Origin of the sequence: Phenylobacterium sp. RIFCSPHIGHO2_01_FULL_69_31 (assembly GCF_001824475.1) — a bacterium.
Taxonomy (GTDB): domain Bacteria; phylum Pseudomonadota; class Alphaproteobacteria; order Caulobacterales; family Caulobacteraceae; genus Phenylobacterium.
Genome location: NZ_MHXN01000011.1, coordinates 36,303 through 61,597 on the forward strand (window position 1 = coordinate 36,303; position 25,295 = coordinate 61,597).

Consider the following 25,295-nt stretch of genomic DNA (forward strand, 5'->3'; position numbering starts at 1 on the left):
CGCGCTTCCCCTCCCGTTGCGGCGGGAGGGGAAGGCTCAGAGCGTCACGGGCGTCGTGCGGCCGCCACGGACCACGACCCGCTTCATCAGCGCGACGGTCTGGCCGGCCCCGCCGGCGGGCCGGGCCACGGTGATGGCGTACCAGGCGCCGTCCGGCAGGCCGCCGAAGGCGAACTGGTCGGCGTCGTCGCAGGTGGTCCGCTTCACGAAGGGGCCGGCGTCGCCCGCCGGCGCATTGGGCGTCCGGGCGCGAACCTCGTCGGCCGGCAAGGCGGCCCGTTCGGTGGAACCGTAGAGCGCCGCCATGCGGCGGGCGGACCAGCGGGTTTCCGGGGTGAGCACCACCGCCGCGCCGGCGCAGGTGTAGCGCGTCGGGCCCTGCCGATAGGCCACCCGGCCGGCGATGATGTTGCCGCCGGACCGTTGCGACCAGGCGAAATCCGCCGCCGAAAAGTTCGCGCTGCCGCTCATGGGCGGAGGCGGCGGTGGGCGCGAGACGGGGCCGCCGGGCGGCGGGGGACCCAGGCTGGGCGCGCAGGCGGAGGCGAGGAGGGCGGCGGAGACGGCGCCGAGGATCGGAAGGCGGGGGGCGAGCATGATGGTCATCTTATAGGCGAATGCGTCCAAAGCTTGCCATAGCGCGGTCATCGTCGCTGGCCTAAGCTTTGCCTCCCAACCCCAGAGCGGAGGCTTCGATGGCGCACAAGTTCGAGATCTACAAGGACAAGGCCGGCGAGTTCCGGGTCCGCTTCAAGTACAATTCCGAAGTGATTTTCTCGACCGAAGGCTACGCCTCGAAGTCCGGGGCCAAGGACGCCATCGAGAGCATCAAGAAGCACGTCGGCGCCGCCGAGGTCACCGAGGCGGAGTAACGCCGCCGCTCAGTCCTCCCCCCGCGGCTTGCCCCGCATCGCCTTTACGCTGGACCGCTTGGTCTTGCCCTCGAGCCGCCTGAGCTTCGAGGCGTAGGTCGGCTTGGTCTTCTTCCGCGGCGGGGGCGGGGGCTTGGCCGCCTCGCGAATCAGGTCGAGCAGGCGCTCGACCGCCGCTTGGCGGTTCATCTCCTGGCTCCGGTGTTCCTGGGCCACCAGCACCAGCACGCCGTCCATGGTCAGGCGGTTGCCGGAGAGCTTGTAGAGCCTGGCCCGAACCGGTTCCGGCAGCGAGGGTGAGCCGCGGACGTCGAACCGCAATTCGATGGCCGTCGAGACCTTGTTCACATGCTGCCCGCCGGGTCCGGAGGCGCGGACGGCGCGCACCTGCACCTCGTCGTCGTCCAGCCACAGGCTCTGGGTCACCTCGATCGGCATCAGCTTCGAATGCCACGCTTCGGCCTAGCCGACGAGAGTCCCGCCGTGCTAAAGCGCAGGCATGCGTTCGTTCCGCATCCAGCTCGTAAACCTTCTTCCGACCGCCTCCGGCGGGCCGGTGAGGGATGTCGTGCGCTAGGACCTGGAAGCGACCGCAGACCGCCACACCAGCCCCGCCGGGATCCGGACGGGGCTTTTTCTTGGCCTCGATCCGCCCGCCCAACCGGAGACGAGACCGATGGACCCACGCAGTTCCGATATAGTCGTCCGCGCGATGGAGCCGGCCGACATCCCCGCCGTGACCGAGGTGCTGGGCCAGCCGCGCGCGGTCTGGGGCACGCTCCAGCCGCCGTTCGTATCGGTAGACGCGCGGCAGAAGCGGCATGCGGAGACCGGTCCCGGCGATGCGGGGCTCGTGGCCGTGCTCGACGGCCGGGTCATCGGCTCGATCGGCCTGCACCGCGATCGCCCCCACAGGCGCAGCCATGTGGCCAGCCTGGGCATGGCCGTCCACGACGCCTACGCGGGCCGTGGCGCGGGTGCGGCGCTGCTCGCCGCCGTCATCGACCTGGCCGAGCGCTGGTGGAACATCAAGCGGCTGGAACTCAACGTCTACGCCGACAACACCCGCGCCATCGCCCTCTACGAGCGGTTCGGCTTCCAGCGCGAGGGCCTGCACCGCGCCTACGCCTGGCGCGACGGCGCCTATGTGGACTCGCTGAGCATGGCGAGGCTCGCCCTGTGACGGCCCGTCCCTTGACCTTCGCGCAAAAAAACGCTTCACACCCCCGGCTTTGCTGCGCCGCCGTTGCGCGCTCGCAGCAGGTTTCATTGTCTCAGGAGAACAATCATGCGCGTCTACTATGACCGCGACGCCGACATTTCCCGCATCCTGGACAAGAAGATCGCCATCGTAGGGTATGGCAGCCAGGGTCGCGCGCATGCGCTGAACCTCGTCGATTCCGGCGCGAAGAACGTGGCCGTGGCGCTGAAGGCCGGCTCGGCCACCGCCAAGAAGGTCGAGGCCGACGGCCTGAAGGTCATGACCGTGGCCGACGCCGCGGCCTGGGCCGACGTACTCATGGTGCTGGCGCCCGACGAGCTGCAGCGCGGCATCTACAACGCCGAGATCGCGCCCAACATCCGCGACGGCGCGGCGCTGCTGTTCGCCCACGGCCTGAACGTCCACTTCGGCCTGATCGAGCCCAAGTCCACCGTCGATGTGCTGATGGTGGCGCCCAAGGGCCCCGGCCACACCGTGCGCGGCGAGTACCAGAAGGGCGGCGGCGTGCCCTGCCTGATCGCGGTCCACCACGACGCCACCGGCGGCGCCATGGACTTGGGGTTGGCCTATGCGTCGGCTATCGGCGGGGGCCGCTCGGGCATCATCGAGACCAACTTCCGCGAGGAATGCGAGACCGATCTGTTCGGCGAGCAGGCCGTGCTCTGCGGCGGCCTGGTGGAGCTGATCCGCGCGGGCTTCGAGACCCTGGTCGAGGCGGGCTATGCGCCCGAGATGGCCTATTTCGAATGCCTGCACGAGGTGAAGCTGATCGTGGACCTGATCTACGAAGGCGGCATCGCCAACATGAATTACTCGATCTCCAATACGGCCGAGTACGGCGAGTACGTCACCGGCCCGCGCATCGTCACCGCCGAGACCAAGGCCGAGATGAAGCGGGTGCTCGAGGATATCCAGTCGGGCCGGTTCGTCCGCGACTTCATGCAGGAGAACGCCGTTGGCGCGCCGTCCTTTAAGGCGACCCGCCGCCGGGGCTCCGAGCACCAGATCGAGGAAGTGGGCCAGCGCCTGCGCGCCATGATGCCCTGGATCACCAAGAACAAGCTGGTCGACACCGCGCGGAACTGATCCGTCGCGAGCCCAATCGAACGACGGGAACGGCCCGGGAGCGATCCCGGGCCGTTTTTCGTTTCGGGACTGTCACGAGACCATGCGAAATGGCCCCGACACACCGGTGTCACCGACTCCACGCAACCTTGGGGCCGATCAACCGTTGCTGTCACGATCGGGGAGGCCGCCATGCACGTCGCACGCATCATGCTGAAGTTCCTGGGACTGGGCGTCCTGGTCACCCTCGACCTGCTGCGTCCCAGCCGCCCCGAGTACCGGCTGCCCGCGCGGTGGCTCGCGCGGTAGGCTCCGGGATCAGGCGCCGAATATCCATCCGTCGGTCAGGGCGCTTGCCTGCACGCCCACCAGGACCATCTGGCCGCCGCCGGTCATGCTGATCACCGTGTCTGCTCCGACCTGCGACACCGTGTACTGCGTGCCTGGATCGAGCTGGACCCGGTCCCCCTGGGCGAGGCTGAAATCCAGCACGCGGTCGACGCCCGCCTCGCCGAAGGTGTGGAAGCGGTCGGCCCCGGCGCCGCCCACGACGGTGTCGTCCCCCTTGTCGCCCGAGACATAGTCGCTGCCGGCGCCGCCGTTCAGGCTGTCGTTGTCCTGGCCCCCGCGGACGACGTCGTCCCCGTCGCCGCCCTCGCAGGTGTCGGCCCCGAGGTTGCCGTAGACGAGATTCTGGCCCGCGCCGCCCGCGAGGCTGTCGTTGTCGCGGCCGCCCACGACCCAGTCGTCGCCGCCCCCGCTGACGCAGGTGTCGTTCCCCATGTTGCCGTTGATGTCGTCGAACCCCCGGCCGCCGACGATCACGTCGTCGCCTTCGTCCCCCCGCAGGTAGTTCACGCCGCTTCCGCCGAAAATCACGTCGTTGCCGGCCGCGCCGTTGATCGTGTCGTTGTCGGCGTCACCCATCATCCCCTCGGCGACGGCGGTCCCCACCTGGTGGGAGCCGGGGTCCACCGCCACGTCCACCCGCAGTTGCTCCGCGCCGCTGAAGAGCCCGCGCCAGGTGAACATGTCGACGCGGCCATCGCCGTTCACGTCGGCCGGGGTGATCTGGTCGAAGGCATTGCCTGGCAACAGGTTGGGCAGCTGAACGAAGTTCCCCCGACTGTCGGCCAAGTAGAACGGGGTCGACGACCCGTTGGACAGGACGAGATCCGTATATCCATCGCCGTTGACGTCGGTGAGGTGCACCCGGCGGCTCCACGCGCCGCCCTGGATCGAGGCCGGCAGGCGGCTGGCGGTCTCGTCGGTGAACCCGCCGGCCCCGTCGTTGACCAGAAGCTGGATCTGGCGGGTCGGGTCGCCCGATCCGAACACCGAGTAGCTCAGCACCAGGTCGGGCCGTCCGTCGCCGTTCACGTCCAGCGCCTGGATGTCCACCGCGTCGGCGTTCGCCGCCCCGGCGGGCATGGCGCGGCCCGAGAGCGTGAAGACGCCCTGGCCGTTGTTCAGCAGCAACTGCGCGGGACTGTTGAGACTGGAGCCGAGGAACAGGTCCTTGTCGCCATCCCCATCCACGTCGAGGAACGCCTCGCTCCAGTGGTTGGGTCGGCCCCCGGCCGTGAGGACGCCCGGCAGGCCCGCGTCGCTGCGGGCGAAGCCGCCCGACCCGTTGTTGATGAGGAAGTACGGCGCGGTGACGGCCTGTCCGCCGCCGCCGTTGCCGACGTAGATGTCGAGGTCGCCGTCGCCGTCGATGTCGGCGGCCTCGGCCGAGTGGGTGTAGTCGGAAAGCTGGGGCAACTGCGCCGTCGCGTTGGCGAGCCCGGCGGCGCCCGATGAGAGGATCAGGCCGTTCTGAGCCCCTGGGAACGGGCTGGCGTCGTAGCCGTGGTCGGCCAGGAAGACATCCGCCCGGCCGTCGCGGTTGAAGTCGGCCACGATGGTCTCGCGGGCGTGGACGGTGGTCGGGGCGGCGGCGCCGAAGACCTGGGTGGTGGCCTCGCTGAAGCCGCCGGATCCGTCGCCGACGAATAGCCGGACCGGCGCCGCTCTCGTCTCCAGCGGGAACAGGAAATAGCTTAGGACGACGTCGAGTTTGCCGTCTGCGTTGTAGTCGCCGACCCCCACCTCATGGAGGTACGCCGTTTCGAAACCCGCCCGGAGCGGCGCGGTGAAGCTCTGCGACGTGAAATAGGCTGGCACGCGATCCCCCGGGACAAAACGAACTGTGCCCGGAGTCTGACGGCGTCCGGCGCACCCCACCTCCCCAATCTGGGGGAGGGAGGGCGCGACCGGCGGCAGGCTTAGCCGTCGTCCCCCCGCTTGGCCTTCATCCGAGCCCGGCCGGCCTTGTGGCGGCTGATCCAGAGCTTCTTGTTTTCCATGGCCGCGCGGGGGTCTTCCTTGCGGCGCTCGAAGGCCAGTTCCGCCTGCAGCTTCTCGAAGCTCTTCAGTCGCGCCGGGTCGAGGTCGCCCGCCTCGATGGCGGCGCGGACGGCGCACCCTGGCTCCGCGCCGTGGCCGCAGTCCCGGAACCGGCACTCCTCGGCCAGGGCCTCGATGTCGGCGAAGGTCTGGGCGACCCCCGCTTCCGCCTCCCACAGCCCCAGCTCCCGCATGCCCGGCGTATCGAGGATCAGCGCCCCCGACGTCAGCCGAACCAGTTCGCGGTGCGTGGTGGTGTGGCGGCCGCGCTCGTCGGCCTCACGGATCTCGCCCGTGTCCATCTTCTCCTCGCCGGCGAGGGCGTTGAGCAGGGTGGACTTGCCAGCCCCCGACGATCCCAGGAGCACGGCCGTCCGCCCCGGCCGCAGATGGGTTGCGAGGGCGTCCAAGCCCTCCCTCGTCTTCGACGAGATGGCCAGCACCGGCGCGCCGAACGCGATGGCCTCCACCTCCGCCACACGCGCGGCGACGTCGGGGGTCAGGTCGGCCTTGGTCAGGACGATCACCGGCTCGGCGCCGCTTTCGTAGGTGGTGGCCAGGTAGCGCTCCAGCCGCCGCAGGTTCAGGTCGGAGTTCAGGGACGCGACCAGCAGGGCGACGTCCACGTTGGTGGCCACGGCCTGTGCGCCGCCCCGGGGGCCCGACGCCTTGCGCACGAAGGCCGTGCGGCGCGGCAGGATGTGGTGGACCAGGGCGGTGGTCTCGCCCGGGCGAGCCTCCACGGCCACCCAGTCGCCGGCGGTGGGGCGGCCGTCCTCGGCGGTCGCCTTCATCAGGGCCCCGGAGGCGCGGGCGTCGATCTCGCCGCCGGGGGTGACGAGGCGATAACCGCCCCTCTGCTGGACGATGATGCGGCCCGGGATCAGGCCTTGGGTCGCGAAAGGTTGGAAGTCGGCCTGGAGCGCTTCGGTCCAGCCGTAGTCGGAGAGTGCTGTGGTCAGCAACGGAGGTGTCCTTGATGTCGAGAGCCAAACAGGCGTCGACCGCGGATCATCCCCGTCGGGGAAGGGTGGGCTGTCAGGCAGCCGCCAGCGGGACGACGCAGCGGAGGGCTGCGCGGGCAATGGGCGACATGTGATCCTCTCCTCTGCTGGTGGCCTCGCCGGATGCGCGGGACCTTGGCGGCGGCCTCGCGCCGCGTCAAGAAGAGCCGAGCACGAGGAGCATGCCCATGGCCGAGGTCGATGTCGTCAACAACACCGAAACCAGCCGCTTCGAGGTGAAGCTGGACGGTCACACGGCCTTTGCCGAGTATCGCCTGAAGCCGGGACAGATCGTCCTGCCGCACACGGTGGTGCCGCCGGAGTTCGAGGGAAAGGGCGTGGCCAGCGCCTTGGCGCGCGCGGCTTTCGGCTATGCGCGCGAAGCCGGCCTGAAGGTTGTCCCGACCTGTCCCTTCATGTCGGCCTGGGTGAAGAAGCACCCCGAGCAGCACGACATCGTCGATCCGAACTGCCGCGAGACGCTGGGGATCTGACGGCGCGTCGACGCCCGACGACCTGCGATGTCGACCTCGCTAGGTCGCGCGCGCCGCCTGCTTCCGGCGGAGGGCCGCGCCTGCCGCGCCGAAGCCCAGGATCATGAGGGCCCAGGTCTGGGGTTCCGGGACGACGCCGCTCAGCGTGAAGGCGCGGTTGTTGCTCCGCACGTAGGTGGAGTCGTTGGTGAGTAGGGTCTGGAAGGTTGAGCCGCCCGTCGAGCCGCTCCAGCCGAAGACCGGGTAGTAGTCGGACTGGTTCGAGAACGGAGAGAACCAGTAGGTCGTGCCTGCCGCGACGGCGAACTCCGTCGGCAGGACGGCCGAGAACTCCCAATAGTTGACCGTCGTGCCGGCCAATCCCCCGGTTCCCAGGAAAATCCGGCTGACGTCGGCGTCGGCGATGTTGGCCGTGTAGAGCTCCGCCCCCGGCGTGCCGGCGGCGTCGGCGAAGAATCCGAGGTCCCAGGACAGGGTGTCCAGGTCCTGCAGGTTGAGGCCCTCGGCGAAGGCGACGCCCCGCCAGGTGACGGTCGTCACCCGGGCGTCCACCCCGATGGTGAAATCATCCCAGGTCCTGAAGGCATAGTCGGGCGAGCCGCCGCTGGCCCAGCATCCGGCGGCGCAGGCCACGTCGGTCCCGGGGTTGCTGAACAGCAGGTCCGCGCGGGCCGGCGCAGCGGCCATCCCGGCCATGAGAAGAATCCCTGCGCAAACGGCGGCCTTCACCTGAGACATCGGCAATCCCTCCAACCCATCGCCTGCGCGACCAATGGTCAGCGAACAAGATCGACGAATGCTCCGTCAAGGGGTGGAGGTCTTAAGGTTGAATTCGCGGAGTGAGATGCAAGTTTCACGGGCGCCAGGGGAGTGCGGCCTCGCCCCGGAGGATGGCCTCGACCTCCGGTCGATGCTTGCCGCCGTTGCGGTCGTGGAGCACGAGCGGCGGCAGCAGTTGCAGCGGCGCCTTGCCGGTCTTTATCGCCCGCACCAGCACCCGCTTGGCCGGCTCGTCGGCGAAAGGGTGGATCGGCCGAATCTGGATCGAACCGGCCTTGGGAGCCAGCAGCGCCAGTATGTCGCCCAGACGGTCGGCGCGGTGAACGATCGTGATGGAGCCGCCCTCGCGCACGGCCTTGGACAGGAAGCCGATCCAGGCCTCCAGGCCATCGTCGGCCATCCACGCCCCACGCCGTTCGGGCGCCGGGCCGCGCAGGGCCCCGGGGTCGTCGAAGAACGGCGGATTAGCCATGGCCGCGTCGAAGGGCGGGAGCTCGAGCCCTGCAAAGCGCAGCGCAACATCGCCCTCGACGACCGTGACCCGCTCGCCCAGGCGGTTCAGCGCGATGTTCTCCCGCGCCAGGGCGGCGGCGCGCGGATCCCGCTCGACGCCGGTGAAGCTGGCGCCGGGCCGCCGGGTCGCGGCCGCCAGGAGAGCGCCCCCGGCGCCGCAGCCGGCCTCGATCACCCGTTGCCCGGGTCCTGCGTCGCAAGCGGCCGCCAACAGGGCCGCATCCAGTCCGGCGCGGTACCCGCGGGCGGGTTGCCGCAGGCGGATGCGCCCGTCCAGCAGCCCGTCTTCAGTGATTGCATCCATCGGGCCCGGCCTTGGTGTAGAAGGGACTGAACGTGTTCGGCTCTGGTCGCTTGACCGTGCCCTGTCGCGTCACCATTGTCCCGGCGAATGGCGACCGGTCGGGGGCCGGGCGCCTGTTGATATAGGAATAGTTCTCTCTTGGAAGCCGCCCAGGCTATCGCCGCTCCCCCCTCGCTGGACCTGCTGCTGAAGCTGGCCGGTCCGGACATGCGCGCGGTGGACGCCCTGATCCGCGAGCATATGGACAGCCCCGTGCCGGTGATCCCGGCCCTGGCCGACCACCTGATCGCCGGCTCCGCCAAGCGCCTTCGCCCCCTCCTGACCATCGCCGCCGCCCGCCTGTGCGGCGCGCGCGACGACGCCTGCTTGAAGCTGGCGGCCGCGGTGGAGTTCATCCACACCGCCACCCTCCTGCACGACGACGTGGTCGATTCCTCGCAATTGCGCCGGGGCCGCGTGGCGGCGCACCTGATCTGGGGCGCCCCGGCCAGCGTTCTGGTGGGCGACTTCCTGTTCGCCCGTGCGTTCGAGCTGATGGTCGGCGCGGGGTCGATGCCGGCGCTGGAGATCCTGGCTCGGGCCAGCCGCGTCATCTCCGAGGGCGAAGTGCTGCAACTCACCCGCAGCCACGACCTGGACCTCAGCCAGGACGTCTACATCGAGATCATCAAGGCCAAGACGGCCGAGCTGTTCGCCGCCGCGGCGGAGGCCGGCGCGGTTTCGGCCGGGGCGCCGGCCGATCGGTGCCGCGCCCTGCGCAAGTTCGGCCAGGACCTGGGCCTGGCCTTCCAGCTGATCGACGATGCGCTCGACTACTCGGGCGATGCCGAGACGCTGGGAAAGAACCCTGGCGACGACTTCCGAGAAGGCAAGGTCACCCTGCCGTTGCTGCTGGCCATGCAGCGGACGGCCGCCTCGGAGCGCGATTTCTGGATCCGGACCGTCGACCGGCGCGAGCAGGAGGACGGGGACCTGGACCACGCCCGCGAGCTCATGCGAGAGACCGGCGCGCTGGAGGAGACCCTGGCTCTGGCCGGCCGCTACGCCGAGACCGCCAAGGCCGCCATCGCCGACTATGGCTCCAATTCGTGGCGGCCGGCGCTGCAGGATCTGGCCGACTTCGCCGTGATGCGGCGGGCTTAACAAAGCTAAGCCTCAGGAACTCCAACGCATTTCGCGCGCTCCTCCGCGTCCGAGGGAGTATCCGCATGCTTGCTGCCGACCGTCTCGCCCGCGTGGGCGTTTTCTCACCCGAGTTTCCGGACGCCGAAGCGCTTCACCAGGGGCTGGCTCGGTGGAACCGGCGCCGGCTGGCCGTCCAGACGCCGGACGCCGACTGGTCCATGACCCTGAACAACGATGTCCGCATGATGCGGCTGGAAGGCGCGTTCATCGAAGCTTTCCGCGCCGAGATCGCCCCGCTCGTGGCGGCCGTCCCGAGCGATCCCGAGGGGTTCATCGCCTGGTTCGAGGACCTCAAGCAGTCTGGTCCCGGCCAATACGACCCCCTGTTCGCCTGGCTGGAGACCGAAGCCAGCCTGGAACAGATCAAATGGTTCCTGACCCAGGAAGCGGCCGGGGAGGCCGGCTTCGACGATCTGGTCGCCATGACCCAGGTGAAGCTGCCTGCCCGCCCTAAGCTGGAGCTGGCCCGCAATTATTGGGACGAGATGGGGCGCGGCAAGGAAGCGGGCATGCACGGCCCCATGCTGGACCGGACCGTCGAAGGCCTCGGTCTGACCCCCAGCATCGAGGGCACGCTCTGGCAGTCCCTGGCCCTGGCCAACACCATGACCGCCTTCGCCACCACCCGACGATATGTCTACCAGTCGATCGGAGCGCTTGGCGTGGTGGAGCTGACCGCGCCGACCCGCGTCGCTTGCGTGGACGAGGGCCTGAAGCGGCTGGGCGTGGCGCCCGAGCAGCGCAAGTACTTCGCCCTGCATGCCCAGCTCGACATCGAGCACTCCCGGGCCTGGAACGCGGAAGCCCTGATCCCGCTGGTTGAGGCCGCCCCCGACTGTGCGCGGCACCTGGCGGAGGGCGCCGTCATGCGCCTCATCTGCGGCGAGCAATGCTTCGAGGCCTACCGCGCCCACCTCTGGGCCCACGCCCACCCGGTGGTCTACGCGGCGGAGTAGATCAGCCCGGGCTGATCATCTTCTCCGGGCGGACCCACTCGTCGAACTCCTCGTTCGTCAGGTAGCCGCCGCCGACGGCCTCCTCGCGCAGGGTGGTGCCGTTCTTGTGGGCTGCCTTGGCGATCTTGGCGCAGTTGTCGTAGCCCAGCTTGCCGTTGAGGGCGGTGACGAGCATCAGCGACCGCTCGAGGTTCAGCTTGATGTTGTCCTCGCGGGCCTCTGTCCCCGCCACCATGTTGTCGGTGAACGAGACCGCGGCGTCGGACAGCAGCCGACAGGACTGCAGGAAGTTGTAGGCCATCACCGGGTTGAACACGTTCAGCTCGAAATGGCCCTGGCTGCCGGCGAAGGCCATCGCCGTCTGGTTGCCCATGATGTGGGCGCAGACCATGGTCAGGGCCTCGGCCTGGGTGGGGTTGACCTTCCCGGGCATGATGGACGACCCCGGCTCGTTCTCGGGCAGGGCCAGCTCGCCCAGGCCGGCGCGGGGGCCGGACCCCAGGAACCGCAGGTCGTTGGCGATCTTGAACAGGGCGCCGGCCGCGGCCGTGAGGGCGCCGTGGCTGAAGACCATGGCGTCGTGCGCGGCCAGGGCTTCGAACTTGTTCGGCGCGGTGATGAACGGCAGCTTCGTGATGCCGGCGATCTTCTCGGCCACCAGCTCGGCGAACCCGATGGGCGCGTTCAGGCCAGTGCCGACCGCCGTGCCGCCCTGGGCCAGTTCATAAAGGCCGTAGAGCGTCTGCTTGATCCGCTGCACCGACATCGAGACCTGGTGCGCGTAGCCGCCGAACTCCTGGCCGAGGGTCAGCGGCGTGGCGTCCTGGGTGTGGGTGCGGCCGATCTTGATGATGTGGTCGAACTGGACCGCCTTGGCCTTCAGCGCCGCGTGGAGGTGTTCCAGCGCCGGCATCACCGAACGGGCCACTTCCTCGGCGGACGCGATGTGCATGGCCGTCGGATAGGTGTCGTTCGACGACTGGCTCATGTTGACGTGGTCGTTGGGATGGACCGGCTTCTTCGAACCCATCACCCCGCCCATCATCTCGATGGCGCGGTTCGAGATCACCTCGTTGGCGTTCATGTTCGACTGGGTGCCGGACCCCGTCTGCCAGACCACCAGGGGGAAGTGGTCGTCCAGCTTGCCGTCGATCACCTCCTGGGCGGCGGCGACCACGTACTTGCCGATCTCCGGGTCCAATTTGCCCAGCTGCATGTTGGCCTCGGCCGCGGCGCGCTTCACCACGCCCAGGGCCCGGATCACCGGCTGCGGCTGCTTCTCCCAGCCGATCTTGAAGTTGCCGAGCGAGCGCTGGGTCTGGGCGCCCCAGTAACGGTCGGCGGCGACCTCGATCGGGCCGAAGGTGTCGGTCTCGGTGCGGGTCGCGCTCATCGGAAATCCCCAGTCTGTTGGCGGGTGACGGTTTACCGCCACGGCGCGAGACTGCAAGGCCGCCCGCCGCTATGAGGGCGGGATGACCGAGACCTGGACCCAGCACGGCAAGGTGCGCGCCCGCGAGGGCGACGGGGTGCTGGAAGTGAGCGTCGACGGTCTCACGACCCAGGCGAAGTACTACAAGCCGCTGATCTACGAGTTCTTCCGCAAGGCCTGGCGCGGCTCACGGCCGGCCTGGGGGGAATACGCGGTCGAGATCGCGATGGAGTATGTGGGCGAGCCGCCCTGGCTGGACCTCGACAACCTCGCCAAGGCGCTACTGGACGCCATCAAGGGCTACGCCTTCCACGACGACGCCCAGGTGGCGCGGCTGCTGGTCGAACGGAAGCCGGGCGAGCGCGAGCGGATCACGATCCTCGTGCGCAGGCTGTCCTGAAAGACCGAAAAGCCGGCCGCGCCAGGGAAGGCGCGGCCGGCTTTCGAGCCAGCCCTATGCAGGGTTGGTTAGCGGTACTGCTGCAGCCGCGTGGTGCGCAGGCCGGCCATGCCGTGACGTTCGATCGAGCGCTGCCAGGACAGAAACTCGTCGTTCGTCAGGGAGTAGCGCTCCAGAGCCTCCTCAAGGGTGATCAGCCCGCCGCGGACGGCGGCGACCACCTCGGCCTTGCGGCGGATGACCCACCGGCCCGTGTTCGGGGGCGGCAGGTCGTTCTTGGTCAGGGGCGCGCCCGTCGGCCCGATAACATAGGCCTCGCCACGGCTGTTCGTGCGCGTCTGTTGTTGTTGAAGCATGGGCTTTCTAGCGCCTCACCATCACTGTTCGACGGGAAGCATATCCAGCGGCCCCTAACAGCCGCTGAATCGCCTTAGTAAAGAAACACCTAACCATGGGCTCCCCCGTGTACCAATTTAATACAGTTGAGTTCAGGTAGAAGTTTCTCACTCGGTTAACGGTCAGTATTAGCGCTTGATGTTGATAAGTTCTTCAAGCATCTGGTCCGCCGTCGTGATGATCTTCGACGATGCGGAGTACGCTTTCTGGGTTTGGATCAGGCCGGTGAACTCTGCCGACAAGTCGACAGTCGACGCTTCCAGGCTCGACGGCGAGATCAGACCCGCACCGCCGACGCCCGCCTGCTTGATCACCATTTCCCCTGCGGCAGTGGTGGGCCGGTAGGCGTTGCCGCTCACCTGGGCCAGGCCGTCCGGGTTGGGGAAGGTGCCGATGCCGATCTTGGCGACCTTGCGCACCTGTTCGTTGTCATAGATCGCCGAGACGATCCCTTCCTCGTCCACCTCGATAGCCACCACGTTGCCGGCGCCGGCGCCGTCCTGGCTGATCGAGCCCACCGAGCTCGGTTCGTCGAACTGGGTCAGCTTGCCGAGGTTCAGGGCGATGTCCTGGGCCGGCAGGCCGAGGGCGGCGGCCCAACCGACGTTCAGGGAGAAGGCGTCGGGCGCGACGCCGCCCACCGTGTTGATCGAGCCGTCGGTGTTGAAGACGACGGGGATCGGGCTGGCGGGCGTGATCGGCCCGTCCGCCGCCGTCGGATAGATCGCGGCCGTCATTTCCCACTGGTTGACGGTGGCCGTCTCGACGAAGCTGAGGCGCAGCGTGTGGCGGCCGCCGGCGGCGTCGACGATGTTGACGTCGATCGGTTCGGGCGCCGTGGCGTTGTCCTTGTCGACGTTGGCGCTGATGGCGATGTTGGCGGTCGGCGAGACCGCGGCGCCCAGGTTCTTGACGTTGATCGAGTTCATGGCCGTCAGGTCGGACGGCGGCGTGACGAAGGAGCCGTCGGCCTGGATCGGCCAGCCTTGCAGGTAGAGGCCGGAATCGTTCTTCAGATAGCCGTCGGCGTCGACGCTGAACGACCCCTGCCGGGTGAAGGACCGGGCATCCGCGGCGGTCAGGCCGGCGCCCTTGTTCGTCACGACAAAGAAGCCGTCGCCGGAGATAGCGAGGTCGGTCGTCGAGCCGGAGGCCTGGATCAGGCCCTGGGTGCTCACGAACTGCCGGGTGATGCCCTGGACGCCGCCGGCGGAGTACTTGCCCTTCACCGCCTGGGCGGTGACGACGTTGGCGAAGTTCACCTGGTTGCGCTTGTAGGCGACGGTGTTGACGTTGGCGATGTTGTCCGAGATGGCGGCCAGGGCGGACGAGTTGGTGACCAACCCGGAAACGCCGGCGAGCAGGGCTGAATTGATGGACATGACTTAGTTCCGTTCTCCTGAAGCGGGGTCGCGTGCTGCGTGGGTTCGGCCGGTCAGGCCGCCGCTGGAGACGACGTTTTGTCGTCCGAGTTGTCGGTTGAACCGGTGTCCGTGGCCGCCGTGGCGGTCTCCTCGGGCTCTTCCGGCTGGCGGATGCTGACGAGCTGATCCCAGGGGATCTGCACGCCGTTGACGGTGATGAAGGTCAGGCCGTCCTGTTGTTCGACGCCGGTGACCAGGCCGTCGACGTAGACGTTCGAGGTCACGGTCGAGCCTTCGCTGTCCTTGGCGGTGACCCTCAGGGTGTAGGTCCCGTCCGCCAGTTCGCTGCCGCCCTGGCCCTTGCCATCCCAGGTCAGGGTGTGCTCGCCGGCCTTGTTGTCGGTCGGGGCGATGGAGCGGACGACGCGGCCCTTGGAGTCCAGGATGTCGAGCTGGACGGTCGAGGCGTCGCGGCCCAGGGAATAGGTCCACTCCGCCTGGCCGTCCTTCAGGGCGGCGGCGTCGGAGTCGGCGCGAACTTCCTTGCCGATCAGGCTGACCGCGGTCGCGACGCCGGTGCCGGTGTTCGAGACGAGCTTCTCCAGCAGATCGTTGGTGAGGAGCTGCTGCTCCACCCCGGTCATCTGCACCAGCTGCTGGGTGAACTGGGTGGAATCCATCGGCGACAGCGGATCCTGGTTCTGCAGCTGAGTGGTGAGCAGCGTCAGGAACGTGTCGAAGTTCTCGGCGAGGCGAGCGCGTCCGGTGGCGCTGGCTCCGCTCGCGGTTGTGACGGCGTCGACGGCCATGGCGTCAGATCCTGAGGTCGAGGCCGGAGTTCACACCCCGGCGCAGGCGCAGAGCGCCCTGGTTGGCGGCGTCGGCCGCATCGCCCGCGGTCTCGAGCGCTGCGCGGAAGGCCCGGCCCTGGAAGGCGCGGCCCGCATCGCCCTGATCCTGCCAGGCCTGGTTCTGCTGCTGCGGATGGCCGCGGTCGCCGGCCACGTCGAAGCTGATACCGCCGGAGAGGTCGAAGCCGGCTTGCTCCAGCACGCGCTGCAGCTCGGCGGCGCGCGCCTTCACGTCGGCCGCGGCCTGCGGGTTCTCGAAGGTCATGCCCGCGGTGATCCGGCCCTGGGCGCCGATCTCGATGCGCACGTCGACCTTGCCCAGGCCGTGCGGATCCAGCTCGACGTCGAAGCGGGTCGACTTGCCTTCCAGCTTCTTGACGATCTGGGCGGCGAGGTTGGCGACGGTCTCGGGCGATCCGCGGACCACCTGACCCGCCTGCGCGGATGCCGGGGTGGAGGCCGCGGCCGCGGCGCGGGTCTCGCCCTGGCCGGTCGCGTCGGGCGACTCCGCAGTGGTCTCGGCGTCCTGCGGCTTGGCCTCGGCGGCTTCGACGCTCGCCGCGGCGGCCTTGGCGGCCCCCTGGGCGGCCTTGGCGTGGACCGGTTTGTCGGCTGCTTCGGTGGGCTTCAGTTCGTCGGGCGTCTCGGCGGACGGGGCGTCGGCGCTCTTGACGCGCTCGGCCTTGGCGGGCCGCAGGGGCACCGCTGCGGCGGCGGCCGCTTCCGGCCGGGCAGACATGCTGGCGGCGGCGGCCGTGGCGGGCGTCTCGACGGTCTCGACCGCCTTCGTGTCGACGGCGGGCTCGCTCGGCGACGGGGCCGCCGCGGGCGATTCAGGCTGAACGCCGGGTGCGACCGCGGGGATCGGGCTGGCTGTAGGGGCCGGATTGGCCGGCGGTTGTGCGGCGTTGCGGGCCGCGGGTGCAACTTGCGGAGCCGGCTCGGGAAGGTCGCCGACCGGCGCTTCGCCTGCCATCGGCGTCTCGTCCCCCGTCTCGGCGGCGAGTTCGGCCTTCTCGACCAGTCCGGCCTTGGGGTTCGCCGCCAGGATCGCCGGCATGGCGGGGGCGCCTTTGGCCTTGTCGCGGCCCCAGGCCGGGGGCGCGGCGTCGACATCCTTGCCGGCAGCGCCCTTCGCCGTGGTCACCTGCGTCTGGACGGACGTAGTCTGGGCGGCGGCCAGGCTGGCGGCGAGCGCGGCGGCCGCATCGCCAGGAGCGGGTTGCCCTTCCGCCGCGACCGGGGCCGCGGCGTCGCCTTCGACCTGACCCTGCGCGTCGCCCTCGCCGTCGCCTTCGCCGGTCTGCGCCAGCAGGTCCGGGCTGACGGCCGCGCCCGTCAGGGTCGACGGCGCCTGCACATTGGGCTGGGCCGCCACCGCATTGGGATCGGTCGTGGGGAACAGGGCGCCCATCAGCGTTTCAAAGCCGGCGAGCGCGCCCCCGGCCGCCGGGTTCGCAGCGGCGCCGACGCCCGTCGGGGCGCCGGGAGTCATCGAGGCGATGTTGAGCGCGGACGCAGTCATGGTCGTTGGGCAGACTTTGGTGTGAGGAAGGCGCGTCCTGCGCCGGGCTCATTCGGCCTCCTCCTGAGCAACCCGCGGGCCAGTTTATCAACGCGCTGTTTTCATTGATAAAAGACCGGGAGTCCTGTCGGCGCGCCACCCCGCTGCGGATGAATTTGCCGGGCCGCGGCGGGCGCCGGGGGGCGTTCCCTGCCGCCTTACCAAAACCCTAACCGTCACCGTGCAGACTACCGGGCAGCTTCCGCTTCCGGACTGGCGCCGGACTTGCGCCATTGTTTTCGACCCCATCGGGCCCTCAGAGGGACCAATGTTGAAAATGTTGAAGAATTTCCGGCCTGACGCACGCGCGTTCACCAATGCCCCGGCAGAATCCGCCGGGTCGTGCGTCAGCCTTTGCCGGGCGGAGCCTTAACCGATGTCGCTAACGGCCACTCTTCTCACCGCATCGTCCGGCCTGAACGCCGCGCAGGCGTCCCTGCGCGCGATCTCGGACAATATCGCCAACGTCAACACCCCCGGCTACGTCCGCAAGGCGGTCAACCAGAGCTCTCTGGTCGTCGACGGCGCCGGCATGGGCGTGAAGATCGACGGCGTCCAGCGGATCACCGACCAGTACCTGCAGATGGCCTCGCTGACCGCGTCCTCGGACGCCTCACGCTGGTCGGCGGTCTCGCAGTACCTGGACAACGCCCAGAGCCTGTTCGGCGACCCCAGCAAGGACGGTTTCTTCTTCAACCGCCTCGACAAGATCTTCGCGTCCTTCGCCACGGCGGCCGACGATCCGTCCTCCACCCTGCTGCGCAGCCAGGCGCTGTCGAACGTCGAGGACTTCCTGACCGAAGCCGACCGGATCAACAGCCAGATCGTCGCCCTTGGCGATACGGTCGAGACCCAGATCACGGCCAACGTCGATCGCGTCAACAACCTGCTGAGCGAGATCAGCAAGCTCAACTCGGACATCACGCGCGCGACGCTGGTGGGCGCCGACGCCTCCGGGTCGGCCAACATCCAGAGCCAGATGCTCGATGAACTGGCCAGCCTGGTGAACGTGCGGATCTCGCCGCGCACGTCGGGCGGCGTTGACGTGCGCTCGGCCGAAGGCGTGCTGCTGGCCGGCGACGCGCCGGCGAAGCTCACCTTCAACGCGACGGACTCGACCCCCGGCTATATCTCCGCCCAGCTGCCGGGCAGCCCCTCGTCGACGCCCATCAACATCAGCAGCGGCGAGCTGAAGGGCCTGCTCGAGCTGCGCGATGTCGAGCTTCCCAAGATCTACGACCAGCTCGGCGAATTCGTCAGCAAGGCCGTGGACCAGCTCAACGCGGCCAACAACGACGCGGCCGCCTATCCCCCGCCCACCACCATGGCCGGCCGCGATACCGGCCTCGACCTGCCGACGGCGGTCACGGGCTTCAGCGGGACCTCGACGCTCGCGATCGTCAGCCCGACGGGCGTGCTCCAGCGCAAGATCGACATCGACTTCACCGCCGGGACCATGTCGGTGGACGGCGGACCCGCCGCCGCGTTCACGCCGGCCAACTTCCTGACGAACCTCAACACCGCCCTGGGCGCCACGGGCAGCGCCACCTTCACCAACGGAGCGCTGACGCTGAACGCCGCCGGCGGCAACGGCCTGGCCATCGACGAAGGCACCTCGCAGAAGACCGGCCGCGGCTTCTCGCACTTCTTCGGGCTGAACGACCTGGTCAAGGCGTCGGGCCAGACGAACTACGCCACGGGCCTGACGGCCGCGAGCCCGCACGGGTTTACGCCTGGCGACCAGATCAACCTGCAGCTCTCCTATACGGACGGGCGACCGATCTCGAGCGTCGCGGTCACCGTCCCGGCGGCCGCAAACATGAGCGACCTCCTGGCCTCGCTGAACAGCCCGGCGACGGGCGTGGGCCTCTACGGCTCGTTCGGTCTGGACGCGAACGGCGTCCTCAGCTTCACGTCGAGCGCGGCGCTGGACGCCAAGGTCTCGGTGATCACCGACAATACCCAACGCGGCGCGGGCGGCCCCTCGATCAGCCAGCTGTTCGGACTGGGCGTGCAGGAGCGCTCGACCCGCGCCGGCCGCTTCTCCGTGTCTTCGATCTTCAGTTCCGACCCCACCAAGATGGCGATGGGCAAGGTCGACACCAGCGTGGCCGTCGGCCAGGTGGCCGTGCGTCCGGGCGATGGGCAGGGGGCCCTCGACCTCTCCGCCGCCGGCGAACGGAGCACGCTGTTCCAGCCGGCCGGCTCGCTGGGCCAGGTCACCATGACCGTCTCGCGCTACGCCGCCGAGTTCGGCGGCGCCATCGGCCGCGGCGCCGCGGCCGCGGAAACCCGCAAGGCGAGCGCCGAAGCCGTCGCCGCCGAAGCCAACAACCGGCGCCAGTCGGTCGAGGGCGTGAACCTCGACGAGGAGCTGGTGAACCTCACCACCTATCAACAGGCGTTCAGCGCCTCCGCCCGAATGATCCAGGCCGCAGGCGATCTCTACGACGTCCTGCTGAACATGGTCTGAGGAGACTAAAGATGGTCACGCGCGTCACCACCCCCGGCAACTACTCGGCCGTCCTCGCAAACCTTCTGACCGCCCAGAAGAATCAGATGGAGGCCGGCGACAAGGTCGCGACCCAGAAGAACGGGCAGAACCTGAAGGACTACGCCAAGTCCTCGGAACTGCTGACCGCCATGCGTTCGGTGCAGACCCGGCTCAGCGTCTACGAGGATCAGAACAAGCTGCTGACCGACAAGCTGGACACCCAGAACACCGCGATCACCCGGGTGGCCGACGCCGCGCAGGCGGTCCGCCAGCTGTTCGCCGAAGCCCTGGCCTCGGGCCGCGCCGACACCCTGGTCGAGGACGTGCAGGGCCAGCTGCGCAATGCCGTGGAGGGGATGAACGCCCGCTATGGCGGCAAATATGTCTTCGCCGGCGGCCAGGTGGACACCCGCCCCGTGACGGCGACGTCCCTGGCCGACCTCACGGCCGGGCCGCCCATCGCCAGCTTCTTCCAGAACGACCAGTTCAAGGTCACCGCCAAGCTCGATGAGGCGACCACCGTCACCACCGGCCTGCTGGCCGGCGACATGGGGACCGACCTGCTGACGGCGTTCCAGACCTTCCAGGCCTTCAACGAAGGCGCCTCGGGGCCGTTCGGCGGCCAGCTCACCGCGGCGCAGCAGACGTTCCTGGAGAACCAGCTGTCGACCTGGGACGGCGTGCGCGCCGACGTGACCCAGATGGCGGCCTACAACGGGGTGAACCAGAAGCGCCTGGAGACCATCGCAGACGACCTCAAGACCCGGCAGAACTCGCTGGCCGGCATGCTGGGCGACATCACCGATGCCGACATGGCCGAGGCTGCGGCCCAGCTGCAGCAGGCCCAGCTTTCGGTGCAGTCGGCCGCCTACGTCTTCCAGTCGCTGCAGGAATCCTCGCTGATCAACCTGCTGCGGTAGCGCCTGGGGCCATCTGTCCCTCCCCAAAGCGGGGTCGGAGGACTACATAGGCCGCCATGAACGCCCCGGTCCTCGTCCCCGACCGCCTGAGCGACGGCCTGATCGAGGCCGCGCGGGAAGCCGTGCGTCTGCCGGCCGGGACCCGGATCGTGGCCGCCATGTCGGGCGGGGTGGACTCCACCGTCACCGCCGCCGTGCTCGCGCGGGCCGGCTACGACGTGGTGGGCGTGACGCTGCAGCTCTATGACCACGGCGCTGCGATCCAGAAGAAGGGCGCCTGCTGCGCGGGCCAGGATATTCACGACGCCCGGACGGCGGCGAACGCCATCGGCATTCCGCACTACGTCCTGGACTACGAGAGCCGCTTCAAGCAGCAGGTGATCGAGGATTTCGCCGACAGCTACCTGCGCGGCGAGACGCCGATCCCCTGCATCCGCTGCAATCAGACGGTGAAGTTCCGCGACCTGCTGGACGTGGCGCGCGACCTGGGCGCCGAGGCCATGGCTACCGGCCACTACGTGCGGCGCGAGGTCGGGCCGGCGGGGCCGGAGCTGCACCGGGCGGCGGACCCCGCGCGCGACCAGTCCTATTTCCTGTTCGCCACCACGGCCGAACAGCTCGCCTACCTGCGCTTCCCGCTGGGGGCGCTGCCGAAGCCGGCCGTGCGGGCGGCGGCGATGGAGCTGGGGCTGGCGGTGGCCGACAAACCGGACAGCCAAGACATCTGTTTCGTGCCGGAGGGCCGGTACACCACGGTCATCGACCGCCTGCGCCCGCACGGCGCCGAGCCGGGCGACATCGTGCACCAGGATGGCCGCGTGCTGGGCCGCCACGAAGGCGTGACCCGCTATACTATCGGCCAGCGGCGCGGGCTGAACGTGGCCGTGGGCGACCCGCTGTTCGTGGTGAAGATCGACGCCGACAAGCGGCAAGTGATCGTGGGGCCGCGCGAGGCGCTGCTGACCCACGCGCTCAGCCTGAAGGAAACGAACTGGATCGGCGATGGACCGTCGATCGAGGCGGCCTGCGACGCGGGGCGCCCCGTTCTGGCGCGCGCCCGCTCCACGCGCGAGCCGGCCGCCGGTCGGCTAGCCTGGGTGGACGGCCAGCCGGGGCTGGTCTTCGACGCGGCGGAAGAGGGCGTGGCGCCCGGCCAGGCCTGCGTGCTCTATGCGCCCGAGGCGCCGACCCGCGTGCTGGGCGGCGGCTTCATCCAGGGGACGGTCCGCGACGTCTGAGGTTGACGCTGCGTCCGCTGGTTTTCGACAACCGGTGAAATTATATCGACAGCCATGACCCAAACCTCCTCAGACCCCGTCGTCATCGCCGCCTACGCCCGCACGCCCATGGGCGGCTTTCAGGGCGTCCTTTCGGGCGTGAAGGCCACCGAGCTCGGGGCGACCGCCGTCAGGGCCGCCGTCGAGCGCTCGGGCGCCCCGGCCGAGGCCATCGAGCAGATCCTGATGGGCTGCGTCCTGCCCGCGGGCCTGGGCCAGGCTCCGGCGCGACAGGCCGCGCTCGGGGCCGGACTGCCGAAGTCGGTGCAGGCCACGACCGTCAACAAGATGTGCGGCTCGGGGATGCAGGCCGCGATCCTGGCGCACGACGCCCTGGCGGCCGGCTCGGTCGACGTGATCGTCGCAGGCGGCATGGAGAGCATGACCGGCGCCCCCTACCTGATGACCAAGCACCGCGGCGGCGCGCGGATCGGCCACGACACGATGTACGATCATATGTACCTGGACGGTCTGGAAGACGCCTACGAGCCGGGCCGCCTGATGGGCTCGTTCGCCGAAGAGACCGCCAAGACCTACCAGTTCACCCGTGAGGCGCAGGACGAATACGCCATCGCCAGCCTGACCAAGGCGCGCGCGGCCACGGAGAGCGGCGCCTTCGCCCGCGAGATCGTCCCGGTCACGGTCACCGACCGCAAGGGTTCCACCGTGGTGGACAAGGACGAGCAGCCGCTGAAAGCCGACCCTGCCAAGATCCCGACCCTCAAGCCCGCCTTTGCCAAGGACGGCACGATCACGGCGGCCAACGCTTCGTCGATCAGCGACGGCGCCGCGGCCCTGGTGATGACCCGCGAGAGCGTGGCCCGGAAGCTGGGCATGAAGATTGTAGCGAGGGTAGCCGGCCACGCGGCCCACGCCCACGAGCCGGGCCTGTTCACCACCGCGCCCGTGCCGGCGGTCCAGAAGGCGCTGAAGCGCGCCGGCTGGAGCCTGGACGATGTCGACCTGTTCGAGATCAACGAGGCTTTCGCCGTGGTCGCCATGATCGCCGAGCGGGACCTGGGCATCGACCGGGCCAAGCTCAACGTCAACGGCGGCGCCTGCGCCCTGGGCCACCCGATCGGCGCGAGCGGCGCCCGCATCCTGGCCACCCTGCTGTCGGCGCTGGAAGCCCGCGGCGGCAAGCGGGGCGTGGCCTCGCTCTGCATCGGGGGCGGCGAGGCCACGGCGATGGCGGTGGAACTGGCCTAGCCCCCTCTCGCTTCGCGAACTCCCCCCTTCAGGCGGAGGTCCCGGAGCGGGAGGGGGCTCAGCCTCGGCCTACAGGGTCTTGGCGATCGCCTCGCACTGCTCGGCGCAGATGCCCCAGCCTTCGTGGAAGCCCATCTGCTCGTGCTGGGCCTTCTTCTCAGGGGTGGGGTGCCCGCAGCGGGCAAGGTAGAGGGTCTTGCCGTCTGCCTGACGCTCGAAGGTGAGCACGCAGGTCATCATCCCGCCGTCGGCGGCCGGAACCCAGCCCTCGGTGAAGGCGTCGGTGAAGACGAGCTTCTCGTTCGGCACGACCTCCAGGAAGACCCCCTGGTTCTCGAACCGCTCGCCGTCCGGGCCGTACATGACGTTGTTGCTGGCGCCGCCCGGGCGCAGGTCCATCTTCGTCACCTCGGCCCGCCAGGGCTTGGGGCAGAACCATTCGGGGTAGCGTTCGGGCGTCGTCCACACCTTGTAGAGCTGCTCCGGCGTCGCATCCATGATGCGGGCCAGGACCAGCTCGTTGTCGTGGTTCGGGGCGATGTCGATCTTGGTAGCCATGTCCAGTCTCCTCTGTTGGCCCTAGGACGCGGCGCCCCACCCGGTCCCGACACGGCCGCGATCATTTTTTCGCGGCCATCGCCTCCATGTTGATCTTCATGCCGCCGGGCAGGGTCACGTCGCCGCCTTTCATGCCGGCGGGGCAGGCGCCTTCCCATTTGGCGGTCAGGGTCATGTCGCTGGTGGTGTTGGCCTGCGGCATGGAGGAGCCGGTGGTCGTGCTGGTGGTCTTCACGGTGTAGGCCGAGGCGAAGTCGCCGGTGACCGTGCCCTTGGACACCACACGGCCCATCTCGCCCATGTCGCATTCGCTCTCGAAGGCGTAGCCGCCCGGCGCTGCGGCGAAGCTGTTCTTGGCGCACATGTCCTTGCTCACCGCCTGACCCCAGACGCTCATCTTGGAGTCGGTGTCGGCGTCGATGCAGACCTGCATGGTCTGGTTCGCGCCCTCGGCGGCGATGGTGTGGCTCCAGAGGCCCGGCTTGCGCTTCGGCATGGCCACGGGGCCGGCCGTGGCGCTGGCGTTTCCGCCCGAGGCCGACGCGGACGCCGCCGCGTCCGGGGCGGCGGCCTTGTCCTCTTTCTTGGAGCAGGCCGCGAGGGCCAGGGCGCCCAGCGCCACAACCGCAAAGACACGCATCTTGATCTCTCCGAGCACGTTCCCCAGCTTCGAACCCTAACCGCCTGAGGAGCCCGATCAATGTCCGAACTGCGCGATACAGGCGAACGCTACGAGATGGACGAGGAGGGGCTGACCTCCTACGCCGACTACCGGAAGACGGGCGACCGGCTCTACATCGACTATGTCTTCAGCCCGGTTCCCCTGCGCGGCACGGGCGCCTCGGGCCGGCTCATGGCCGCCCTGGCCGCCGACGCCCGGGCCAAGGACCTGAAGATCACCCCCATCTGCGGCTATGCCGCCGCCTGGCTGCGGCGCAGCCACGAGTTCCGCGACCTCGTCTCGTAGGGTGAGCCTAGGGCGAGGCCCAGCGGCAACTCACGATCACTGCGGCGACAGGCGGCGGCCCCGCCAGGATCGTGGCCATAAGGGCGCTTGAAGAGCGGGTCGCCCTTCGCTGAACAGCGCGTCCCCGGCGCCGACGCCGGGGACGCGCCTCAGTGTCTAGAGGCTCTGGAGCACCAGGCGACGCCGGCGCATCATCGCGCCGGCTCCACCAAGGCCCATGATCATCATCGCCCATGTGGCCGGTTCCGGCACCGCGGCGCCGCCGATGGCCAGGTTGTCGATCTCGAAGGAGTTGCTCGACGAGGTCAGGGTGATGCTCTGGAACGTCTCGCCGGCGTCACCCCACACGGTGAAGAGACCATTGGTGCCCGGAGACACCTGGTTGCCGTTCGCCGCATTTATGAAGTTGCCCCCGGGGATGATGATCTTTTCCGGGCCGGTCGAGTCGATGGTCAGGGTATTGTAAGTGTCGATTGAGCCCCAATCGAACTGGAAACGGTTGACGGCCGCGCCGAAGTCAATGGTGGCGCTACCGCCTCCGAGAACGGACAGATAGGGCGTGCCGGCCGGAATGGAGTTGGCCGGGGGAGCCCCCTCGCTGTCGGCCGGTGGCGTCTTGATCAGAAAGCCCGAGCCGTCGATCCCCGCCGTGGTGTCGAAGGTGTTGATCACCGTGTAGCCGGTGCTAGGCGAGGCCATACCGGGCTGGAAGGACCATACCACGGCGGCGCTGGCTGGGAGGGCGGAGAGGAACAGAGGCGCCGCAATGGCGGCTCCGAGGAGGCGAAATCTCATGTGATTGGTGTCCAGCCCTCGCGCGTTCGAAATACTCGAAACGCCATATGCAGGCGGCGAATAAGGGCGCGGCGAAATCGAAGGTTCCAGGATCTGAAAATTAAACCCTCCGCGGCCATCCCTCAGTATTCGTTCATAATTCCCCTATTTGGGGGAACGCTAGTCTTCCGGTTGCAGGACCAGGAGCTGGGCGCGCGGCCAGCCGCTGTCGGCCTCTGTCCAGAGGCTCGGTCGCGAGTGAAGTACGAAGACAAGCGCGCTTCGGATGCGCACGCTTCGGCGTCG

The 25,295-nt window shown here is 69.0% G+C and carries 26 protein-coding genes; 12 read left to right on the top strand and 14 right to left on the bottom strand.

Annotated elements, in window-relative coordinates:
• Positions 1-36: 36 nt before the first annotated feature.
• Positions 37-597 (bottom strand): hypothetical protein, encoded by a 561-nt coding sequence (locus A2790_RS07655; protein ID WP_293389483.1) that lies wholly within the window; start codon positions 595-597, stop codon positions 37-39.
• 98 nt (positions 598-695) lie between these two features.
• Here A2790_RS07655 and A2790_RS07660 point away from each other — a divergent pair, with 98 nt between their 5' ends.
• On the top strand, positions 696-872 hold the full coding sequence (locus A2790_RS07660) for a DUF1508 domain-containing protein (protein ID WP_082765272.1): 177 nt from the start codon (positions 696-698) through the stop codon (positions 870-872).
• A gap of 9 nt (positions 873-881) precedes the next feature.
• Here A2790_RS07660 and arfB read toward each other — a convergent pair whose 3' ends face one another.
• Positions 882-1,310, bottom strand: a complete 429-nt coding sequence (gene arfB / locus A2790_RS07665; RefSeq protein ID WP_293389489.1) for an alternative ribosome rescue aminoacyl-tRNA hydrolase ArfB — start codon at positions 1,308-1,310, stop codon at positions 882-884.
• A gap of 238 nt (positions 1,311-1,548) precedes the next feature.
• Here arfB and A2790_RS07670 point away from each other — a divergent pair, with 238 nt between their 5' ends.
• Positions 1,549-2,055 (top strand): GNAT family N-acetyltransferase, encoded by a 507-nt coding sequence (locus A2790_RS07670; RefSeq protein WP_293389492.1) that lies wholly within the window; start codon positions 1,549-1,551, stop codon positions 2,053-2,055.
• 105 nt (positions 2,056-2,160) lie between these two features.
• Positions 2,161-3,180 (top strand): ketol-acid reductoisomerase, encoded by a 1,020-nt coding sequence (gene ilvC / locus A2790_RS07675; protein WP_293389495.1) that lies wholly within the window; start codon positions 2,161-2,163, stop codon positions 3,178-3,180.
• Between the two features lie 297 nt (positions 3,181-3,477).
• On the opposite strand, the gene A2790_RS07680 is transcribed toward ilvC, so the two are convergent.
• Positions 3,478-5,325, bottom strand: a complete 1,848-nt coding sequence (locus A2790_RS07680) for an FG-GAP-like repeat-containing protein (protein WP_293389498.1) — start codon at positions 5,323-5,325, stop codon at positions 3,478-3,480.
• 101 nt (positions 5,326-5,426) lie between these two features.
• Positions 5,427-6,512, bottom strand: coding sequence for a ribosome small subunit-dependent GTPase A (gene rsgA, locus A2790_RS07685; RefSeq protein WP_293389500.1), 1,086 nt, complete (start codon positions 6,510-6,512; stop codon positions 5,427-5,429).
• A 227-nt stretch (positions 6,513-6,739) separates the two neighbouring features.
• On the opposite strand from rsgA, the gene A2790_RS07690 reads away from it, so the two are divergent.
• Complete coding sequence (locus tag A2790_RS07690; RefSeq protein WP_293389503.1) at positions 6,740-7,045, top strand: GNAT family N-acetyltransferase; 306 nt, start codon at positions 6,740-6,742, stop codon at positions 7,043-7,045.
• Between the two features lie 39 nt (positions 7,046-7,084).
• Here the strand turns inward: A2790_RS07690 and A2790_RS07695 are convergent, their stop codons facing one another.
• Positions 7,085-7,741, bottom strand: coding sequence for a PEPxxWA-CTERM sorting domain-containing protein (locus A2790_RS07695; protein ID WP_293389506.1), 657 nt, complete (start codon positions 7,739-7,741; stop codon positions 7,085-7,087).
• A 157-nt stretch (positions 7,742-7,898) separates the two neighbouring features.
• Positions 7,899-8,642 (bottom strand): methyltransferase, encoded by a 744-nt coding sequence (locus tag A2790_RS07700; protein ID WP_293389509.1) that lies wholly within the window; start codon positions 8,640-8,642, stop codon positions 7,899-7,901.
• A gap of 174 nt (positions 8,643-8,816) precedes the next feature.
• On the opposite strand from A2790_RS07700, the gene A2790_RS07705 reads away from it, so the two are divergent.
• Both A2790_RS07705 and A2790_RS07710 read left to right on the top strand, forming a co-directional pair.
• A complete protein-coding gene (locus A2790_RS07705) occupies positions 8,817-9,785 on the top strand; it encodes a polyprenyl synthetase family protein (RefSeq protein ID WP_293389807.1) in 969 nt (322 codons plus the stop codon).
• A gap of 65 nt (positions 9,786-9,850) precedes the next feature.
• Positions 9,851-10,783, top strand: coding sequence for an iron-containing redox enzyme family protein (locus A2790_RS07710; RefSeq protein ID WP_293389512.1), 933 nt, complete (start codon positions 9,851-9,853; stop codon positions 10,781-10,783).
• Position 10,784: 1 nt separating this feature from the next.
• Here A2790_RS07710 and fumC read toward each other — a convergent pair whose 3' ends face one another.
• Positions 10,785-12,176 carry a class II fumarate hydratase gene (gene fumC / locus A2790_RS07715; protein ID WP_293389515.1) on the bottom strand — a complete coding sequence of 464 codons (1,392 nt, stop codon included), beginning with the start codon at positions 12,174-12,176 and terminating at the stop codon, positions 10,785-10,787.
• Between the two features lie 82 nt (positions 12,177-12,258).
• Between fumC and A2790_RS07720 the strand changes: the two genes are divergently transcribed.
• On the top strand, positions 12,259-12,615 hold the full coding sequence (locus A2790_RS07720) for a RusA family crossover junction endodeoxyribonuclease (RefSeq protein WP_293389517.1): 357 nt from the start codon (positions 12,259-12,261) through the stop codon (positions 12,613-12,615).
• 68 nt (positions 12,616-12,683) lie between these two features.
• On the opposite strand, the gene A2790_RS07725 is transcribed toward A2790_RS07720, so the two are convergent.
• The 4 genes from A2790_RS07725 to A2790_RS07740 form a co-directional block, all read right to left on the bottom strand.
• The gene (locus A2790_RS07725) at positions 12,684-12,971 is read right to left on the bottom strand and encodes a DUF1153 domain-containing protein (protein WP_068877195.1); all 288 of its coding nucleotides are present in this window, start codon (positions 12,969-12,971) and stop codon (positions 12,684-12,686) included.
• A gap of 168 nt (positions 12,972-13,139) precedes the next feature.
• Positions 13,140-14,393, bottom strand: a complete 1,254-nt coding sequence (locus tag A2790_RS07730) for a flagellar hook protein FlgE (RefSeq protein WP_293389520.1) — start codon at positions 14,391-14,393, stop codon at positions 13,140-13,142.
• 53 nt (positions 14,394-14,446) lie between these two features.
• Positions 14,447-15,184 (bottom strand): flagellar hook assembly protein FlgD, encoded by a 738-nt coding sequence (locus tag A2790_RS07735; protein WP_293389524.1) that lies wholly within the window; start codon positions 15,182-15,184, stop codon positions 14,447-14,449.
• A gap of 4 nt (positions 15,185-15,188) precedes the next feature.
• Positions 15,189-16,751 (bottom strand): flagellar hook-length control protein FliK, encoded by a 1,563-nt coding sequence (locus tag A2790_RS07740; RefSeq protein ID WP_293389527.1) that lies wholly within the window; start codon positions 16,749-16,751, stop codon positions 15,189-15,191.
• Between the two features lie 415 nt (positions 16,752-17,166).
• On the opposite strand from A2790_RS07740, the gene flgK reads away from it, so the two are divergent.
• From flgK to A2790_RS07760, 4 genes are read left to right on the top strand one after another with little or no spacing between them, the layout of a single operon-like run.
• The gene (flgK, locus tag A2790_RS07745; RefSeq protein WP_293389530.1) at positions 17,167-19,263 is read left to right on the top strand and encodes a flagellar hook-associated protein FlgK; all 2,097 of its coding nucleotides are present in this window, start codon (positions 17,167-17,169) and stop codon (positions 19,261-19,263) included.
• Between the two features lie 11 nt (positions 19,264-19,274).
• Positions 19,275-20,204, top strand: coding sequence for a flagellin (locus A2790_RS07750; RefSeq protein WP_293389533.1), 930 nt, complete (start codon positions 19,275-19,277; stop codon positions 20,202-20,204).
• A gap of 56 nt (positions 20,205-20,260) precedes the next feature.
• Complete coding sequence (mnmA, locus tag A2790_RS07755; protein WP_293389536.1) at positions 20,261-21,442, top strand: tRNA 2-thiouridine(34) synthase MnmA; 1,182 nt, start codon at positions 20,261-20,263, stop codon at positions 21,440-21,442.
• A 54-nt stretch (positions 21,443-21,496) separates the two neighbouring features.
• Positions 21,497-22,690, top strand: coding sequence for an acetyl-CoA C-acyltransferase (locus A2790_RS07760; RefSeq protein WP_293389538.1), 1,194 nt, complete (start codon positions 21,497-21,499; stop codon positions 22,688-22,690).
• A gap of 69 nt (positions 22,691-22,759) precedes the next feature.
• Here the strand turns inward: A2790_RS07760 and A2790_RS07765 are convergent, their stop codons facing one another.
• Positions 22,760-23,248 (bottom strand): SRPBCC family protein, encoded by a 489-nt coding sequence (locus A2790_RS07765; protein WP_293389540.1) that lies wholly within the window; start codon positions 23,246-23,248, stop codon positions 22,760-22,762.
• A 61-nt stretch (positions 23,249-23,309) separates the two neighbouring features.
• Positions 23,310-23,888, bottom strand: a complete 579-nt coding sequence (locus tag A2790_RS07770; RefSeq protein ID WP_293389542.1) for a DUF3617 family protein — start codon at positions 23,886-23,888, stop codon at positions 23,310-23,312.
• 60 nt (positions 23,889-23,948) lie between these two features.
• Between A2790_RS07770 and A2790_RS07775 the strand changes: the two genes are divergently transcribed.
• Positions 23,949-24,215: an N-acetyltransferase gene (locus A2790_RS07775; protein ID WP_293389544.1), complete on the top strand. Its 267-nt coding sequence runs from the start codon at positions 23,949-23,951 to the stop codon at positions 24,213-24,215.
• A 156-nt stretch (positions 24,216-24,371) separates the two neighbouring features.
• Here A2790_RS07775 and A2790_RS07780 read toward each other — a convergent pair whose 3' ends face one another.
• Entirely contained in the window at positions 24,372-24,887 is a 516-nt protein-coding gene (locus tag A2790_RS07780) for a PEPxxWA-CTERM sorting domain-containing protein (protein ID WP_293389547.1), read from the bottom strand.
• Between the last annotated feature and the right edge of the window lie 408 nt (positions 24,888-25,295).

What these genes read in the sequence shown, in the direction of transcription:
- A2790_RS07710 (WP_293389512.1), top strand. Translation starts at nt 9,851, where the DNA reads ATGCTTGCTGCCGACCGTCTCGCCCGCGTGGGCGTTTTCTCACCCGAG.
- mnmA (WP_293389536.1), top strand. Translation starts at nt 20,261, where the DNA reads ATGAACGCCCCGGTCCTCGTCCCCGACCGCCTGAGCGACGGCCTGATC.
- fumC (WP_293389515.1), bottom strand. Translation starts at nt 12,176, where the DNA reads ATGAGCGCGACCCGCACCGAGACCGACACCTTCGGCCCGATCGAGGTC.
- A2790_RS07655 (WP_293389483.1), bottom strand. Translation starts at nt 597, where the DNA reads ATGCTCGCCCCCCGCCTTCCGATCCTCGGCGCCGTCTCCGCCGCCCTC.
- A2790_RS07670 (WP_293389492.1), top strand. Translation starts at nt 1,549, where the DNA reads ATGGACCCACGCAGTTCCGATATAGTCGTCCGCGCGATGGAGCCGGCC.
- A2790_RS07730 (WP_293389520.1), bottom strand. Translation starts at nt 14,393, where the DNA reads ATGTCCATCAATTCAGCCCTGCTCGCCGGCGTTTCCGGGTTGGTCACC.
- A2790_RS07775 (WP_293389544.1), top strand. Translation starts at nt 23,949, where the DNA reads ATGTCCGAACTGCGCGATACAGGCGAACGCTACGAGATGGACGAGGAG.
- A2790_RS07725 (WP_068877195.1), bottom strand. Translation starts at nt 12,971, where the DNA reads ATGCTTCAACAACAACAGACGCGCACGAACAGCCGTGGCGAGGCCTAT.
- arfB (WP_293389489.1), bottom strand. Translation starts at nt 1,310, where the DNA reads ATGCCGATCGAGGTGACCCAGAGCCTGTGGCTGGACGACGACGAGGTG.
- A2790_RS07740 (WP_293389527.1), bottom strand. Translation starts at nt 16,751, where the DNA reads ATGACTGCGTCCGCGCTCAACATCGCCTCGATGACTCCCGGCGCCCCG.
- A2790_RS07735 (WP_293389524.1), bottom strand. Translation starts at nt 15,184, where the DNA reads ATGGCCGTCGACGCCGTCACAACCGCGAGCGGAGCCAGCGCCACCGGA.
- A2790_RS07770 (WP_293389542.1), bottom strand. Translation starts at nt 23,888, where the DNA reads ATGCGTGTCTTTGCGGTTGTGGCGCTGGGCGCCCTGGCCCTCGCGGCC.
- ilvC (WP_293389495.1), top strand. Translation starts at nt 2,161, where the DNA reads ATGCGCGTCTACTATGACCGCGACGCCGACATTTCCCGCATCCTGGAC.
- A2790_RS07695 (WP_293389506.1), bottom strand. Translation starts at nt 7,741, where the DNA reads ATGGCCGGGATGGCCGCTGCGCCGGCCCGCGCGGACCTGCTGTTCAGC.
- flgK (WP_293389530.1), top strand. Translation starts at nt 17,167, where the DNA reads ATGTCGCTAACGGCCACTCTTCTCACCGCATCGTCCGGCCTGAACGCC.
- A2790_RS07750 (WP_293389533.1), top strand. Translation starts at nt 19,275, where the DNA reads ATGGTCACGCGCGTCACCACCCCCGGCAACTACTCGGCCGTCCTCGCA.
- A2790_RS07690 (WP_293389503.1), top strand. Translation starts at nt 6,740, where the DNA reads ATGGCCGAGGTCGATGTCGTCAACAACACCGAAACCAGCCGCTTCGAG.
- A2790_RS07765 (WP_293389540.1), bottom strand. Translation starts at nt 23,248, where the DNA reads ATGGCTACCAAGATCGACATCGCCCCGAACCACGACAACGAGCTGGTC.
- A2790_RS07720 (WP_293389517.1), top strand. Translation starts at nt 12,259, where the DNA reads ATGACCGAGACCTGGACCCAGCACGGCAAGGTGCGCGCCCGCGAGGGC.
- A2790_RS07660 (WP_082765272.1), top strand. Translation starts at nt 696, where the DNA reads ATGGCGCACAAGTTCGAGATCTACAAGGACAAGGCCGGCGAGTTCCGG.
- A2790_RS07700 (WP_293389509.1), bottom strand. Translation starts at nt 8,642, where the DNA reads ATGGATGCAATCACTGAAGACGGGCTGCTGGACGGGCGCATCCGCCTG.
- A2790_RS07760 (WP_293389538.1), top strand. Translation starts at nt 21,497, where the DNA reads ATGACCCAAACCTCCTCAGACCCCGTCGTCATCGCCGCCTACGCCCGC.